Origin of the sequence: Serratia sp. NGAS9, assembly GCF_009905295.1 — a bacterium.
Taxonomy (GTDB): Bacteria; Pseudomonadota; Gammaproteobacteria; order Enterobacterales; family Enterobacteriaceae; genus Serratia; species Serratia bockelmannii.
The window spans coordinates 826,337-842,442 of record NZ_CP047605.1 but is presented as its reverse complement, the minus strand read 5'-3'; the positions used below and the strand labels follow the sequence as shown (position 1 = coordinate 842,442).

The window sequence follows — 16,106 nt, the reverse complement described above, 5'->3', positions numbered from 1 at the left end:
TCCTTGAAAGATTAAAAGAGTCGGGTCTCTCAGTTTCCCCGTCATTATCCATCATATGTGGTGAAAACGTAAGCCGCGCAATCCACAATAAGTGTAAGCAGACTTGGTCCCACCTCAGATAATGGTAAGTTTAGCCGACCTGAAAAACTTTGTTCCCGCAATTGTAACTAAATTGTGTTAGCACAGTATGAAAACGCCATAATCAACAAAGTATTATGGCGTTTGTGCGTGCTATTTATTTATGTTCACAGCTTCGAGGCCACCCAGGCTTCTACGCTGTTTAACGCCGCTGGCAGGGCGTTGATATCCGTCCCCCCCGCCATCGCCATATCTGGGCGACCACCGCCCTTGCCGCCGACCTGCTGCGCCACGTTGCCGATCAACTCGCCGGCTTTCACGCGGTCAGTCAGATCCTTGGTCACGCCCGCGACCAGGCTGACTTTGTCATCAGCCGTCGTCGCCAACACGATAATGGCCGAACCCAATTGATTTTTCAGGTCATCCACCATAGTGCGCAGCATTTTGGCTTCGACATTGTCCAACTGGCTGACCAACAGCTTCACGCCGTTAACCACTTTCGCCTGACTGGACAGCGACGCGCTTTCCTGCGCCGCCTGCTGATCTTTCAGTTGCTGCAGTTCTTTTTCCAGCACGCGGGTGCGATCGAGCACCGAGCGCACTTTATCGGTCAGGTTGTTGCTATCGCCCTTCACCAACTGCGCAACGTCTTGCAACAAATCGCTTTGCTGATGCAGCGTAGCGATAGCGCCAGCGCCGGTTACCGCTTCAATACGGCGGATGCCCGCCGCGGTGCCAGACTCGCTCAGAATGCGGAACAGGCCGATATCGCCGGTGCGGCTGGCGTGGGTGCCGCCGCACAGCTCGGTGGAGAAGTCGCCCATGGTCAGCACGCGCACGTTGTCGTCGTACTTCTCACCGAACAGCGCCATCGCACCCTTCTCTTTAGCATCTTCCAACGCCATCAGCTCGGTCTGCACCGGCAGGTTACGACGCACCTGCTGGTTAACCAGATCTTCCACCGCGCGAATTTGTTCCGGCTTCATCGCTTCGAAATGCGAGAAGTCGAAGCGCAGGTATTTGTCGTTAACCAGAGAGCCTTTCTGCGCAACGTGCTCGCCCAACGTTTGGCGCAGCGCAGCGTGTAGCAGGTGGGTCGCGGAGTGGTTCAGGCGGATGCTGTTGCGGCGCTCAGTGTCGATCTGCGCGTCCACGCGATCGTTCAGCTTCAGCGAACCTTGCGCCAGCTTGCCTTGATGGCCGATAGCCTGACCGTATTTCTGGGTGTCGTTGACCACAAACTCGGCGCCTGCGGTTTTCAGCACGCCTTTATCGCCGACCTGGCCGCCGGATTCACCGTAGAACGGCGTCTCGTCCAGCACCACCACCGCCTCTTCGCCAGCGTTGATCTGATCGACCGGCTGGCCGTCGCGGAACAGCGCAATGACCATCGCCTGCTGCTCGTCGTGATCGTAGCCGCTGAACTGGCTGCTGCCGTCCACACGGATCAGGCTGTTGTAGTCGGCGCCGAAACCGCTGGATTCGCGCGCGCGGCGGCGCTGTGCTTCCATCGCCTCTTCAAAGCCCGCTTCGTCGACTTTCAGACCGCGCTCGCGGCAGACGTCAGCGGTCAGGTCCACCGGGAAGCCGTAGGTATCGTACAGACGGAAAGCGGTTTCGCCGTCCAGGGTATCGCCCTGCAGCTTGGCCAGCTCTTCGTCCAGCAGCGCCAGACCACGCTCCAGCGTACGGGCAAACTGCTCTTCTTCGGTTTTCAGCACCTGCTCCACCAGCGACTGCTGGCGTTTCAGTTCATCGGCCGCCGGGCCCATCACTTCGATCAGCGGCGCCACCAGCTTGTAGAAGAAGGTGTCTTTCGCGCCCAGCATGTTGCCATGGCGGATCGCACGACGAATGATGCGACGCAGCACGTAGCCGCGGTTTTCGTTAGACGGGATCACGCCGTCAGACACCAGGAAGGCGCAGGAACGGATGTGGTCGGCGATAACGCGCAGAGATTTATTGTCCAGATCGGTCGCACCGGTCACTTTCGCCACGGCGGCAATCAGGGTGCGGAACAGGTCGATCTCATAGTTGGAGTTCACATGCTGCAACACCGCCGCGATGCGTTCCAGGCCCATACCGGTATCCACCGAAGGTTTCGGCAGCGGCAACATGGTGCCGTCGGACTGACGGTTGAACTGCATGAAAACGATGTTCCAGATCTCGATGTAGCGATCGCCGTCTTCTTCCGGGCTGCCCGGAGGACCACCCCAAATGTGATCGCCGTGATCGTAGAAAATCTCGGTGCACGGGCCGCATGGGCCGGTATCGCCCATCTGCCAGAAGTTATCGGAAGCGAAAGGCGCGCCCTTGTTGTCGCCGATGCGGATAATGCGCTCGGCCGGTACGCCGATTTGCTTCTGCCAGATGTCGAATGCTTCGTCATCGGTTTCATACACGGTGACCCACAGTCGCTCTTTCGGCAGGTTGAACCAGTTTTCACCGGTCAGCAGTTCCCACGCGTAGCTGATCGCATCGTGCTTGAAGTAATCGCCGAAGCTGAAGTTGCCCAGCATTTCAAAGAAGGTGTGGTGACGAGCGGTATACCCGACGTTTTCCAGGTCGTTATGCTTGCCGCCTGCGCGCACGCAGCGCTGCGAGGTAGTGGCGCGGGAATAGGCGCGTTTGTCGAGCCCCAGGAAAACATCCTTAAATTGGTTCATGCCGGCATTGGTAAACAGCAATGTCGGATCATTGTTAGGCACCAGGGAGCTGCTTGCTACAACCTGATGACCCTTACTATGAAAGAAATCGAGAAACGCTTGACGGATCTCAGCGGTGCTCTTGCTCATAATTTTCCTGGAAAGGCTAGAATAACGACACGTGAGCCGGTGGCGCGTCATCCCGACGATGACAACCAGCTCACGAACAAAAAGTGGGGATAAGATAAATTTTCTTCAGAGGGAAGTAAAACCCCGTGTGCGCTCATTGCGCAAAATCACGGTAAATTGACTGAATTTCTTCCTGGAAAAAGCCGCGATAGAGCAGATAACGCTGCACTTTGGCTTTCTCTTTCCAGTCAGTTGGCAACGCATCGCCAAATTTTCGCTGCGCCACCTGTTTCGCCTGTTCACACCAGTCGATGTCGCATTCCGCCAGCGCGTCCTGTACCAGCGCTTTGTCGACGCCCTTTTGCATCAGTTCGCTGCGGATGCGCTGCGCGCCGTAACCTTTGCGGCTGCGGCTGCCAATGTAGCTGTGGGCGAAACGCTTATCGTCCAGCCAATTATGCTGATAACAGTAGGCGATAACCTGCTCGATCAGCGCAGGATCTACCGGCTCTTCAGCCACCGGCGGTGATGTCGACGCATGTGGCCCCTTGCCGCCAAAACGGGCTTTCGCCACAAACGGCTGCGCCGCAAGTTTGCGGCGCAGTTCAGCTTCACTATGATCGCGTTGCGACAGCAGGCGCATGGCGCGGCTTAGCAAGTCATTCATCATTTGAGCCTGAATTCAGGGGATGTGCGCCACATAAACGGCGGCGCACATCTTCAGCGATTAAAACTGCTCGCTGGTTTCCGCTTCGTCATCTTCGAAGTCGTCACCGGAGGCAGCCACCAGCTCACCGCCGCTGTGCAGCAGCAGGTCGCGCAGTTTCTTATCCAGCTCGGCGGCGATAGCCGGGTTTTCTTTCAGGAAGTTACAGGCGTTCGCCTTGCCCTGACCGATCTTCTCGCCGTTATAGCTGTACCAGGCGCCGGCTTTTTCGATCATCTTGTGCTTCACGCCCAGATCGACCAGCTCACCACGGCTGTTGATGCCTTCGCCGTACATGATTTGGAATTCAGCCTGTTTGAACGGCGCAGCGATTTTGTTCTTCACCACTTTCACGCGGGTTTCGCTGCCCACCACTTCGTCGCCCTCTTTGATGGCGCCGATACGACGGATATCCAGGCGTACCGAAGCGTAGAACTTCAGGGCGTTACCACCGGTGGTGGTTTCCGGGTTGCCGAACATCACACCGATCTTCATACGGATCTGGTTGATGAAGATCAGCAGGGTATTGGCGTTTTTCAGGTTGCCGGCCAGCTTACGCATCGCCTGGCTCATCATGCGCGCCGCCAGACCCATGTGCGAATCGCCGATTTCACCCTCGATTTCCGCCTTCGGCGTCAGCGCCGCCACGGAGTCGACGATGATGACGTCAACCGCGCCGGAGCGGGTCAGCGCATCACAGATTTCCAGCGCCTGCTCGCCGGTGTCCGGCTGGGAGCACAGCAGGTTGTCGATATCAACGCCCAGCTTTTTCGCATAGATAGGATCCAGCGCATGCTCAGCATCAATGAACGCACAGGTTTTTCCTTCGCGCTGCGCAGCGGCGATCACCTGCAGCGTCAGGGTAGTTTTACCGGACGATTCCGGGCCGTAGATTTCGACGATGCGGCCCATCGGCAGGCCGCCAGCGCCCAGAGCGATATCGAGTGACAGTGAGCCGGTGGAGATCGTTTCCACGTCCATGGAGCGGTCTTCACCCAGGCGCATGATGGAGCCTTTGCCGAACTGTTTCTCAATCTGGCCCAGTGCCGCAGCTAACGCCTTTTGCTTGTTCTCATCAATAGCCATTTTTGCTCCTTCGTTTCGCAATGCCGGTGTTACCCCACACTGCCACTGAATGTATGTTGTGCAGGAAATGTCACTAATTATACTGTATGGTCATACAGTATCAAGCCTAATTTACAAAAATTCGTCGATGGCGGTTTGCAGCGCGAAAATCGTCGCCTGCAGCCGCACCGCATCGCGGTCGCCCTCGAATTGCATCTTGCGCGACAGCCCCCGGCCATCGCTGCCGGCGAAACCGAACCACACGGTGCCGACCGGCTTTTCCGCGCTGCCGCCGTCCGGGCCGGCGATGCCGCTCACCGACAGCGCCAGATCGGCCTGCGCCGCACGCAGCGCCCCTATCGCCATCTCGCGCACCACCTCTTCGCTGACCGCGCCGTGCGCCGCCAACGTCGCTTCGTTCACCCCCAGCAGGTCATGCTTTGCCGCATTGCTGTAGGTGACGAAACCGCGATCGAAATAGGCGGAGCTGCCGGCGATATCGGTAATGGCCTTGGCGATCCCCCCCCCGGTGCAGGATTCCGCACAGGTGATCCAGCGGCCCTGAGCCTTCAGTTTCTCCCCTGCCAGCACGCTGAGCTGACGCAGTTGGTTTTCACTCATAATCCCTCCCTCGCGAATTCAGGTATATGCGCCCGATAGTAGCATTTATCAAGGCGCTGCAGCGGCTGACACGTTGAAATGCGCAGCGCCTCGCAGGAGGTGCGGTTTTAAGCGCCCGGCCAAGCTGCTAGTATCAAAAGAAGCGCCCCATCGAGCGGCGGCGCACCAGCACAAGGAACATCACGGAGGCGGCACGCTGCGGCGGCGGCCTCAGGGCGCACCAGAAGAGATTAGGATGATAGCGTGAAAAAAACGTTGGGCGTATTCTTGCCGTTGTACACCACCACCCTGCTGCTGCTGTTGGGCTCGGGCCTGCTCACCACCTACGTCTCGCTGCGGCTGACCTCCATCCACGTCAGCAGCGTGCTGATCGGCGCTATCATCGCCGCCAACTACATCGGGTTGGTGATCGGCGGTAAGGTCGGCCACTTTCTCATCGCCCGCGTCGGGCATATCCGCGCCTACGTGGCCTGCGCCGGCATCATCACCGCCGCGGTGCTGGGGCACGGCCTGACGGAGTTCATTCCCGCCTGGGTCGCGCTGCGTCTGGTGATCGGGCTGTGCATGATGTGCCAATATATGGTGCTGGAAAGCTGGCTGAACGACCAGGCGGAATCCAACCAGCGCGGCATGGTGTTCGGCTTCTATATGGCGGCGACCTATCTCGGCATGTCGCTGGGCCAGATCGTGCTGATGCTGCAAAGCAATCTGGGCATCACCACGCTGCTGGTGATCGCGCTGTGTTTCGCGCTCTGTCTGGTGCCGATCGCTCTCACCACCCGCACCAATGCGCGCCACATGTCGCCGGCCCCGATGGAGCTGCGCTACTTTGTCGGCGCCATTCCCAAGGTGCTGGCCACCACGTTGGTGATCGGCATGGTGGTGGGCTCGTTTTACGGCCTGGCGCCGGTCTACGCCAGCCTGCAATCCTTAACCACTCAGCAAACCGGCCTGTTCATGGCGCTGGCCATCTTCGCCGGGTTGGTGGCGCAGTTCCCGCTCAGTTGGCTGTCGGATCGCTATAACCGCCCGTTGCTGATGCGCTTCAACGCCATTTTGCTGATCGTGGCGGCGCTGCCGCTGGCGCTGCTGCCGCACATCGATTTCCCGCTGCTGCTGGCTGTGGGGTTCGTCGTCAGCATGCTGCAGTTTACGCTCTATCCGCTGGTGGTGGCATTGGCCAACGATCTGATCGAGCCGGAGCGCCGCGTCTCGCTGGCCGCCTGTCTGCTGATGGCGTTCGGCGTCGGCGCCAGCATCGGGCCGTTGGCGGTCGGCGCACTGATCGAACCGCTTGGCGGCAATATCCTGTACGCCTTCTTCGCTCTGTGCGGCGTACTGCTGGCGGCCCTCGGCCGTACGGCGAAAGCGGAGGAACCGCAGCTGGCACAGGACGCGCCGGTGCCGCACATTGCGCTGCCAGACAGCCTCGCCAGTTCACCGCTGTCGCCGGCGCTCAATCCGACCTTCGATGAGCAGATCATTCACGACACCATGCCGCCGCCGGAAGCGGCGCCCGATGTCGAGGAGCCACAGCCCGAAGAACAGGAGGAGGAACCCTTGCCTCAGGGAGCCGATCCGCAAGAGGACACCGGCCTGAAAAAGGCGCACGCCATGCTGTAAACGGTGGTGCTACAGATCCTGGAAGGAGCCCAGCATAAAACCGCGTTCGGCGATCGCCGCTTTCAGCGTCGGCGCGGTCAACACATCCAGCTCGACGAGGCGCGGGTGGCAGTATTTGCTCTGCAGGATCGTCGCATCGAGGAACGCCGGGTGGCACATCATTTCCAATGACTCGGCGCCCTGCGCGTCGGCGCGCGCCAACCTCTGCAGGAACAAGGCTTCGGAAATCGTTTCACCGTAGAATCCCGCGTCAAACGCGTCGGTGCTGTAGGGCGTCTGCAACGCAATACCGCGCCGTTTCGCCTCTTCGCGATCGAGGCGCAGCGGCAGACCCTGTGCCTGCGCAAACGCCTCCACCAGCGGGTAAATCTGCGGCTGCATATGCACATGGTGGTGGCTGTCGATGTGCGTTGGCGCCCTGCCGAACAGCGTCACAAACCGCGTGAACTGGCGCTGCAGCTCCTCCTGAATCTCGTCCAGCTGCAGCTCGCCGGCCTCGGCGCGGTGCCACAGCCATTTGCCCAGCTCGCCATGCTCATTGACCAGCGAAGGCATGGCGCCCAGCGGCCTGCCATGGGTCAAAACGAAATGCAGCCCGATCGGCAATCCGGGATATTGCCGGCTGAGCGCTGCAGCATGCTCCGCGCCGCCGCCGTTCACCATCGTCGTGGTGGAGGAAACGACGCCATGCTGATACGCCTCGACGACACCGTAGTTCTGTCCTTTGCTCAGGCCGAAGTCGTCGGCATTCACGATCAGTAGTTTTTCCATAATGGCTCCCGCAGGATGAATTTTCGGCAAGGAAAGGCCGACCGACCGGCGCGGCATTCCCCTTCTCGAAGGTAAAAATCGAATGATTAACCGGCCGGCGGCCTAAAGCTCATCGGCATATCGGCGTTAATACTGATCGGGAGCGGCCCTAAAGAGGGCCGTAACACTTTTTTCGGTAGTTGCCTGGGGTCACGTCGGTGAGCCGCTTGAAGTTTTTAATGAACAGACTGACGTCGCCATAGCCAGAATCAAAGGCGATATCGGAAACCGAATAGTTGGTGACCTCCAGCTGCGTCTTGGCGAAGTTGATGCGGATCTCGTTGATCACCTGCATCGGCGTCTTCTGGTAGTAGCGCCGCATCGCCCGGGTCAGATATTCCTGGGTTTTCCCCGACAGCGCCACCATGTTCGCCAACCCCCTTTCGCCGAACATCGCCTTGTCATGCATGCCGGCGAGGGTGTTCTTCAGCCACTGCGGGATATCATCGCCGCCGTCATTGTCTTCTTTATAGTGACGAATACGGCTGATCACATAGAAGGTCAGCGTTTCGAGAAATTCGGCGAAGTCATCCTCGCGAAACTGTGGCGAACTCACCACCGACTCGATGTAGGCCAAGAACTCGCTTCTCAGGCTGTAGGCTTGCGAGGCGACAAAGCAACGCGGCAGCTGCTGCAAATAGTGCTCTTCAAAGAACGCTTTGCTGACCGCCACGTTGAAGATTTTCGTCGCGCCGAACTCGTAAAAGCTCTGGTGGTAGGAGCCGATAGGGATAAAGACGAAATCCCCGCGTTCCAGCAGCACCCGCTTGCCGTTGATCTCCTGATAACATTTGCCGCTCAGCACGATGGTGAACTCGTAATAATCGTGCTGATGCAGCCCGGTGGCGCTTTCCACCTTGTTGTAGATAAACAGGTGAAAATCTTTGCAGTTAAAGAAATCCTGCTCGCGAATCAGCTTCACGTCGTTGGCACTCAGCGAAATTCGGTTATCGGACACGGCACCGGCCTCCCGTTAGTCAAACCCGTTGCGTCTGGCCGCCTCGGCAAACCAGTAGCCGCTTTTCTTGATGGTGCGGCGCTGATCTGCCCGATCCAAGCGCACCAGCCCATAACGATTCTTGTAGGCATTCAGCCAGGACCAGCAGTCGATAAAGGTCCACAGATGATAGCCCTTGCACTGCGAGCCTTCCGCCAGCGCGCGGTGCAGCCACTTCAGATGCTCGCGAATAAAGTCGATGCGGTAATCGTCCTCCACCCGCCCATCGGCGCCGATAAACGCCTCTTCGCCCTCGACGCCCATGCCGTTTTCGGAAATATAACAAGGCAGATTGCCGTAGTTCTCTTTCAGATCCATCAGGATGTCGTACAGCCCCTTCTCGTAGATCTCCCAGCCGCGGTGCGGATTGATTTTGCGGCCCGGCATTGCATAGTAACTGAACAAATCCTCCGGCGATGCGATCGGCCCCTCGGCACGACGCCCCTCTTTCGCCTGTACCCTGCGCGGCTGGTAGTAATTGACGCCGAGGATATCCACCACGCCGCCTTCGATCAGTTGCGCATCCTGCGGCTCGCAGTAGGGCATCAGCCCATGGCGCTCCAGCAAGTGCAGCAACGCCGCCGGATAACGCCCTTTGGCGACCGGATCGAGGAAACTGCGGTTGAGCAGCAGATCGGCGTCGTATGCGGCCTGCCGATCCTCCGGCGCGTCGGAGCGCGGATAGGTCGGGCTCAGATTCAGAATAATGCCGATGCTCCCCGGCAGCCCGCGCGCTCTGAAACGCTGCACCGCCATGGCGTGCGCCAGTACGCTGTGATACGCCACGGTGATCGCCCGTTTGAAATCCACCACGCAAGGGTAATGCAGGTCATTCAGGTAACCGGCCTCCACCGGCACGATCGGCTCGTTGAAGGTGAACCAGTGGGTGATCCGATCGCCAAACAGACCGAAGCAGATGTCGGCATAACGCGCATAGGCTTCGACCACTGCCCGGTTTTCCCAGCCGCCGCGCTGCTGCATGCACAGCGGCATATCGAAGTGAAAGAGATTGATAAACGGGGTGATGCCCTGCGCCAGCAGCTCGTCGATCATCGCGTTATAGAAGGCCACCGCCTGCGGGTTCACCTCGCCGTCGCCGTCCGGGATCAGCCGCGACCACGAAATCGAGGTTCTGAAGGTATTGTGGCCCAGCGTTTTGAGCAGCCCGATATCGGTACGGAAATGGTCGTAAAAGGTCGAGGCCTCGGCCGGCCCCACCCGATCGTGAAAGCGCTCGGGCGCGATCTCGTACCAATAATCGAAGATATTGCGGCTCTTGCCGTCCCGCGCTGCCGCACCTTCAGACTGCGGCGCGGAGGTGGCGCTGCCCCACCAGAACCCGTCGGCAAATTGATATTCCATACTCGTGTCCCTCGCGGGGCGGCCGCGCCGCCCCGTTCCACAGTTAGAATTTCAGCGCCTTGGCGATGTCTTCTTCGCTTTCCGTCGCCGCGTCGATCTGGCTCTGCGCCTTGTTGGAGATCGCCACGAACGGCAGATAAATCACGGTGGCGACCGCCAGGTTGAACAGGCTCAGCAACATGGCCATGATGCTGCCGTTGGTGTTGAAGAATGCCCCCAGGCCGACCGGCATGGTCCAGGGCGCAATGTTGGTGATCGGCGGGATCAGCCCGGAGTAATAAGCCAGCGAGGTGATAATGGTCAGTACCGGCTGCACCAGGATGAACGGAATGAACATCACCGGGTTCATGATCACCGGCAGGCCGAACAGAATCGGTTCGTTGATCTGGAAGATGCCGGACGGCGTCGCCAGCTTGGCGACCTGGCGGTAATCTTCGCGGCGCGAGGCGATGAAGATGGCGATGATCAGGCCCAGCGTCGAGCCGGTGCCGCCAAGGTAGATGTAGGAGTCGACGAACGGTTTCGCCCACATATGGAACTCTTTGCCGGCGGCCACCGCCGCTTCGACCGAACCGTATTTGTTGTACAGCTCCACGTTTTCCAGCGCGAACGGCGTCATGATGCCGCTGTCCAGCGCCGCCAGCGCCATGGAGCCGTGCACCCCGAAGAACCACAGCAGCGAGGAGAACAGCACGTACACCCAGCCCACCACGCTGCCCATCTTGGCCAGCGGCGCCGAAATGCCGTCCATGATGATCTGGTGGAAGTTGGTGCCCCAGTGCGCCAGCGCGAACGCCACCAGCCCCATGATGGAGAGGATGATAAAGCCGGGGATCAGCGCCGAGAAAGAGCGCGACACCGAAGCCGGCACGCTGTCCGGCAAGCTGATCACCCAGTTGCGCCGTACGATGAAAGCAAACATCTCAGCCACCGCCAGCCCGATCACCATACCGGAAATGATGTTGGCGCCGCCCAGCCAATTGGCGCCCACCGCATAGGCCTCGCCGACGTTGAACGGCGTGACGGTCATGAAGGCCGCCACCGCCAGCAGCGCCGAGGCCAGTGGATCGACCTTGCGCTCTTCGGCCAGCGCCATGCTGATAAAGAACGGCGTCATCAGGGACATGATCCCCAACGTACCGTTGTAAACGCTGCCGCCAATACTCTTCAGGCTATTGAGCGTCTCGATGGTGGACGCGTCCAATCGCACGCCCAGCGAATAGAAGAACGATCCCTCGCCAAAGCTCAGGAACACGTTATTGATCAACACGAACATCGCCCCGGTCAAGGTCAGCGGCATCAGGCGGATAAAGCCGTTTTTGATGGCGTTGACGTGGGGCTGCTTACCGATTTTTACGGCGAAAGGCAGGATAACCTTCTCGAGCGAGGCAATGAGGGTATTCACGGCGGCCTCCTGTTATTGATTGGCTTTCTTGATGGCGGCCACCGCGGCCTTCAGTACGCCCAGCCCATCGACCTTGCCGTACAACAGCGGATCGATGACTTCAACAGGTTTATTGGGCAGCTGTTTCTGCACTTCCGGCAGGGTGTAGGCGATCTGCGGCCCCAGCAGGATCAGATCCGCTTCAACGCCTTTCTCCGCGGCCAGCGCTTCCGGATAGGCGGCGATGATCACCGGCACTTCATATTTTTCGGCCTGCGCCTTCATTTTTGATACCAACAGGGAAGTGGACATACCGGCAGAACAAAACAGATAGATTTTTTTCTTTTCCATACCAAGCACCTCAGATAATCAAAAAAACCCGGTGTTATTTGTATGCCAGATGCAATCACGATTGCTTCACGCACATTCCTTATGAAAATTTCCGTCACGTTGCCCTGGTTACAGACAGTATACGGAGCATGAAAAACGGATCGGTAAGCCAAGAGGAGACAGAACCGTCTCTCATTGACCTGATGGATTGACCCTCTTCACATTTTGCACAAAAAAATAGTGTGACCGGGCTCTCAAATAACCGCCAAAAACTCAGAATATTCTTAATAAATAATCAAATAACAATTATAAACAGCAAGTTATGAACTCGCTGAGAATTTAAGAGGTTATTTGCGCCTGAACAAACGGCGAGGGAATAAAAATAGTTCAAGCTTGATTCGGCTGCTGCCATCCGAACGCGACGGCAGCAGGCGAAGAGGATTACATGGGCAGACGCAGCAACTCGATCACCGTGGCCAGCGCCACGGAATGGTTCCTGCGGTTGGGGTAATAGAGGTAAAAACCGGGAAACGGCGCGCACCAGTCGGCCAGCACCCGCCGCAACCGCCCGCTCGCCAGGTATTCTTCCACCTCCTGCTCGATGGCAAAAGCGATGCCGACGTTCGCCAGCGCCGCCTGCACCATCATCCTGCCGTCATCGAGTATCAACGGGCTGTTAACCGCCACAGAAAATCGCTGCTCCCCCTGCTGAAAAGCCCATTTGTAGCGCTCGCCTGAAGAGGCTTTGCGCCAACCGATGCAACGGTGCTGCAGTAAATCCCGCGGATGCGTCGGCTCGCCGTGCCGCTGAAAATAGTCCGGCGTGGCGACGATGGCAAAACGCAGATCCGGCGTCAGGCGCACCGCGCGCATATCGTTGTGCAGATCCTCGCCGAGCCGGATGCCGGCGTCAAAGCCTTGCTCGACGATGTTGGCGAACCCCTCGTCCGCCACCACTTCCAGCGTAATGCCGGGGTACTCGCTGGCCAACCGCCCCAGATGCGGCACGATGGCGAGATCGATCGCCGAACGCGGCGCGTTGATACGCACCAGGCCGCGTGGCCCTTCGCGAAACGCATTCAGGCTCTCCAGCGCGGCGTCGATGTCGGTAAAAGCGGGCACCAACTGTGCCAGCAGATGCTCACCGGCCTCCGTCGGCGAGACGTTGCGGGTGGTGCGATTCAGCAGGCGAATGCCCACCTGCGCTTCCAATTCGCGCAGGGTGTGGGTCAGCGTCGGCGGCGTCACGCCCAATCGGGCGGCGGCACGGCGGAAGCTGCGTTCACTGGCGATAGCCACGAAGGCCGCCAGGCCGGACAATTCGGGTTTCTTCATGCTATTAATATAAATTATCTAATAGTGAGATGAATTTTTAGCGGATAGTTATCCGTCATCTAACAACATAGCATTGCGATCGAACCCATTACCAGGTATCGAAGCGATGATTAATGCTACAGCTCCAACTCATGAAACACCGCGCCGTTTGGCGGACAAAGTCGTACTGGTGAGCGGCGGCGGTACCGGTATCGGCCGCGCTGCGGCGCTGGCCTATGCCCGCGAAGGTGCCAACGTCGCGCTGGTCGGCCGTCGCGCGGCGGAAATCGAAGCCACGGCGCGCGACATCGCGCTGGCCGGCGGCGACGCCCTGCCCATCGTGGCCGACGTCTCCCAGGAAGACGATATCCGCAGGCTGCTCGCCACGGTGAGCGCCCACTACGGCCGGCTCGACGTCGCCTTCAACAACGCCGGCATCATCGGCAACTTCGCCCCCATCACCGAACAGAGCAGCGAGGATTTTGACCGCGTGATCGCCATTAACCTTCGTGGCGTCTGGCTGGCGATGAAATACGAGATTGAAACCTTCCTGGCACAGCATTCAGGCGGCGTGATCATCAACACGTCCTCCTGGCTGACCCACGGCGCGCTGGCCGGCTCATCCAGCTATTCCGCCAGCAAAGGCGCGCTCGATGCGATGATCCGCGCGGTGGCGCTCGAATACAGCGGCCAGGGCATCCGCGTCAACAACATCAACCCCGGCATCATCGACACGCCGATGGCGCGCGGCAGCGTGGCCGACAGCGCGGCGTTCGCGCCCTTTATCGCCCACACGCCCGCCGGCCGCCTGGGCGAATCGGAAGACATCGGCGATGTGGCGCTGTGGCTGGCGACGGACGAAGCCCGCTTCATCACCGGCCAAAGCCTGCTGGTGGACGGCGGTTACACCATCGCCGGCATGCGCTGAGGAGACGACGCCATGAACTACGTACGGCTTGGCGACAGTGGTCTGCAGGTGTCCCGCCTCTGCCTGGGCTGCATGACCTACGGCGATCCGGCCTGGCGGCCCTGGGTGCTGAAAGAAGATGAAGCGCGCCCCTTTATCCGCGAGGCGCTGGAAGCAGGCATCAATTTTTTCGATACCGCCAACATTTACTCCGGCGGAGAAAGCGAGCGCATTCTCGGCCGCGCGCTGAAGGCGTTCGCCCGCCGTGAAGACGTGGTGATCGCCACCAAAGCCTACTTTCCGATGGACGCGCAGCCGAACAGCCGCGGACTGTCGCGCAAGCACCTGCTGCACAGCGTCGACGCCTCCTTGCAGCGGTTGGGGACGGATTATCTCGATCTGTTCGTGCTGCACCGCTTCGACACCGAAACGCCGATCGAAGAAACTGCCGACACCCTCGACGGCCTGGTGCGGGCGGGCAAAATCCGCTATCTCGGCGCCTCTTCGCTGCACGCCTGGCGCCTGATGAAAATGCTGGCCTTTCAACGTCAACACCGCCTGGCGCCGTTTATTTCGCTGCAAAGCCAATACAACCTGGTGACGCGTGAAGACGAAGAGGAGCTGATCCCGCTGTGTCTGGAGGAGGGCCTTGGCCTGACGCCCTGGTCGCCGCTGGCCCGCGGCGTACTGGCCGGTTCCGGCAGTGGCGGCACGCTGCGCGCCGCCACCGACGAACAGGTCCCCCGTTGGTATAACGGCAGAAACGAGGTAGAGCGCACCGTCGATGCGGTAGCGGAGGTGGCGGCCGCGCGCGGCGTTCCACCGGCGCAGATCGCGCTGGCCTGGCTGTTGGCCAAACCCGGCGTGACGTCACCGCTGGTGGGCATGTCCAAGCCGCACCATCTGCAGGATGCGCTGGCAGCGCTCACCCTCAGGCTATCGCCGGAAGACGTCGCCGCACTGGAGGCGCCAATGGCACAGGCTGCCCGCCCCGAGCGCTGGTAGCCCCTTTTCCCCCATTCCCGGAGAGAAACATGTCATACGCTGTTACCGCGCGAGCGGCGTTGTTCACCCTCGCTACCGCACTCACTCTTAGCCCACCGGCGCAGGCCGCCGTCAGCGCAGACTGCACAGAAAGCAGCATAACGCTGCCGCCCGGCGCGCTTTACCCCAACGGCATCGCCCGCGCAGCGGACGGTACGCTGTATGTCGGGCTGATCACCAGCGGCAACGTGCTGCGCAAACGGCCGGGTAAAGCGTGGGAAACCTTTTTCCCCGGTGCGGACACGGTGTTCGCCTCAAATGCGCTGCGGCTGGACGAACGGCGCGGGCTGCTGTGGGGCAATTCGCCGGACTTTCTCTCCGGCGGCAAAGCGCGCGCCAACCGCATCTATGCGCTGAACGTCGCGGATGGCACCCTCAACCGCAGCCTGGCGCTGCCGGCGGGAGAAATGGGCAACGATATCGTGCTCGGCGCAGACGGCACGGTGTACGTAACGGAAACCCGCGGCGGCGGCATCCTGCGCCTGCGGCCGGGCGAAGCGGCATTCAGTACGCTGTATCGGGATCCGCAATTGGCGGCTCCCAGCGGGTTGGGGGCCGCCGGGATCGTGCTGCTCGACGACCGGCTGATGGCAGTCGCCAATTTCGGCACCGGTAAGCTCTACACCCTCAGCTATAACGATCCAAAGCCGCAGTTGACGGAAATGCAGCTGCCGCGCCTGATTGAAAACCCGGACGGGATGGGATTGGCACCGGACGGCGCGCTGATCGTGCTGGAAAACGGGATCCAGAGCGGCCAAGGGCGGATCCTGCGGATCCCGTCACCCAAGGCGGCAGGGATGCACCAGCTTGAGGTCTTGCGCGAAGGCATGGAGTCGCCGGTCAACCTGACTATCACCCCGCAAGGCTGCGCCTTCGTCAGCGAGTCGCGCATCCGCCACCGTCTGCTGCCCGGCCATGAAACCGAAGTGCCCGACAGTTTCCGCCTCTATCAACTGCCCCTGCCTCTCACCGCCGCGCAATAAAGTCGCCCCCCCACTGCGGGCGGCGACTTGCGTTGTTGCCCGCAGGCGAACGACAATCTCGCTGCGTTACAAACCGGCCTTGCGCAGCGCTTCCCATTTTTACCTGTG

Annotated in this window: 15 protein-coding genes; 5 read left to right on the top strand and 10 right to left on the bottom strand. The window is 59.9% G+C overall.

Features of this window, described 5'->3' with window-relative positions:
- Positions 1-245: 245 nt before the first annotated feature.
- Positions 246-2,873 (bottom strand): alanine--tRNA ligase, encoded by a 2,628-nt coding sequence (alaS, locus tag GUC32_RS03870; RefSeq protein WP_025301635.1) that lies wholly within the window; start codon positions 2,871-2,873, stop codon positions 246-248.
- Between alaS and GUC32_RS03865 the strand changes: the two genes are divergently transcribed.
- Positions 2,823-2,966: a hypothetical protein gene (locus GUC32_RS03865; protein ID WP_162180460.1), complete on the top strand. Its 144-nt coding sequence runs from the start codon at positions 2,823-2,825 to the stop codon at positions 2,964-2,966. The genes alaS and GUC32_RS03865 overlap by 51 nt on opposite strands.
- Before the next feature lie 40 nt (positions 2,967-3,006).
- Here the strand turns inward: GUC32_RS03865 and recX are convergent, their stop codons facing one another.
- The 3 genes from recX to pncC form a co-directional block, all read right to left on the bottom strand.
- Positions 3,007-3,519, bottom strand: coding sequence for a recombination regulator RecX (gene recX / locus GUC32_RS03860; RefSeq protein WP_025301634.1), 513 nt, complete (start codon positions 3,517-3,519; stop codon positions 3,007-3,009).
- 60 nt (positions 3,520-3,579) lie between these two features.
- Positions 3,580-4,644 carry a recombinase RecA gene (gene recA, locus GUC32_RS03855; protein ID WP_004932541.1) on the bottom strand — a complete coding sequence of 355 codons (1,065 nt, stop codon included), beginning with the start codon at positions 4,642-4,644 and terminating at the stop codon, positions 3,580-3,582.
- Positions 4,645-4,755: 111 nt separating this feature from the next.
- Positions 4,756-5,244, bottom strand: a complete 489-nt coding sequence (pncC, locus tag GUC32_RS03850; RefSeq protein ID WP_025301633.1) for a nicotinamide-nucleotide amidase — start codon at positions 5,242-5,244, stop codon at positions 4,756-4,758.
- Positions 5,245-5,487: 243 nt separating this feature from the next.
- On the opposite strand from pncC, the gene GUC32_RS03845 reads away from it, so the two are divergent.
- Positions 5,488-6,867 carry an MFS transporter gene (locus tag GUC32_RS03845; protein WP_025301632.1) on the top strand — a complete coding sequence of 460 codons (1,380 nt, stop codon included), beginning with the start codon at positions 5,488-5,490 and terminating at the stop codon, positions 6,865-6,867.
- Positions 6,868-6,876: 9 nt separating this feature from the next.
- On the opposite strand, the gene chbG is transcribed toward GUC32_RS03845, so the two are convergent.
- From chbG to GUC32_RS03815, 6 genes are all read right to left on the bottom strand, one after another.
- Positions 6,877-7,638: a chitin disaccharide deacetylase gene (chbG, locus tag GUC32_RS03840; RefSeq protein ID WP_337045878.1), complete on the bottom strand. Its 762-nt coding sequence runs from the start codon at positions 7,636-7,638 to the stop codon at positions 6,877-6,879.
- 148 nt (positions 7,639-7,786) lie between these two features.
- Entirely contained in the window at positions 7,787-8,635 is an 849-nt protein-coding gene (gene chbR / locus GUC32_RS03835) for a transcriptional regulator ChbR (RefSeq protein ID WP_369435571.1), read from the bottom strand.
- A 15-nt stretch (positions 8,636-8,650) separates the two neighbouring features.
- Positions 8,651-10,036: a glycoside hydrolase family 1 protein gene (locus GUC32_RS03830; protein WP_049207208.1), complete on the bottom strand. Its 1,386-nt coding sequence runs from the start codon at positions 10,034-10,036 to the stop codon at positions 8,651-8,653.
- 43 nt (positions 10,037-10,079) lie between these two features.
- Positions 10,080-11,441: a PTS N,N'-diacetylchitobiose transporter subunit IIC gene (gene chbC, locus GUC32_RS03825; RefSeq protein WP_016929034.1), complete on the bottom strand. Its 1,362-nt coding sequence runs from the start codon at positions 11,439-11,441 to the stop codon at positions 10,080-10,082.
- A gap of 12 nt (positions 11,442-11,453) precedes the next feature.
- Positions 11,454-11,771, bottom strand: a complete 318-nt coding sequence (locus GUC32_RS03820) for a PTS sugar transporter subunit IIB (protein WP_004932561.1) — start codon at positions 11,769-11,771, stop codon at positions 11,454-11,456.
- 420 nt (positions 11,772-12,191) lie between these two features.
- The gene (locus tag GUC32_RS03815) at positions 12,192-13,085 is read right to left on the bottom strand and encodes a LysR family transcriptional regulator (protein WP_043135815.1); all 894 of its coding nucleotides are present in this window, start codon (positions 13,083-13,085) and stop codon (positions 12,192-12,194) included.
- Between the two features lie 169 nt (positions 13,086-13,254).
- On the opposite strand from GUC32_RS03815, the gene GUC32_RS03810 reads away from it, so the two are divergent.
- The 3 genes from GUC32_RS03810 to GUC32_RS03800 are packed head-to-tail and all read left to right on the top strand — an operon-like array spanning position 13,255 to position 15,998.
- A complete protein-coding gene (locus GUC32_RS03810; protein WP_369435772.1) occupies positions 13,255-13,992 on the top strand; it encodes an SDR family NAD(P)-dependent oxidoreductase in 738 nt (245 codons plus the stop codon).
- 12 nt (positions 13,993-14,004) lie between these two features.
- Entirely contained in the window at positions 14,005-14,976 is a 972-nt protein-coding gene (locus tag GUC32_RS03805) for an aldo/keto reductase (RefSeq protein WP_369435570.1), read from the top strand.
- 29 nt (positions 14,977-15,005) lie between these two features.
- Positions 15,006-15,998 (top strand): hypothetical protein, encoded by a 993-nt coding sequence (locus tag GUC32_RS03800; RefSeq protein WP_227255626.1) that lies wholly within the window; start codon positions 15,006-15,008, stop codon positions 15,996-15,998.
- Positions 15,999-16,106 lie beyond the last annotated feature (108 nt).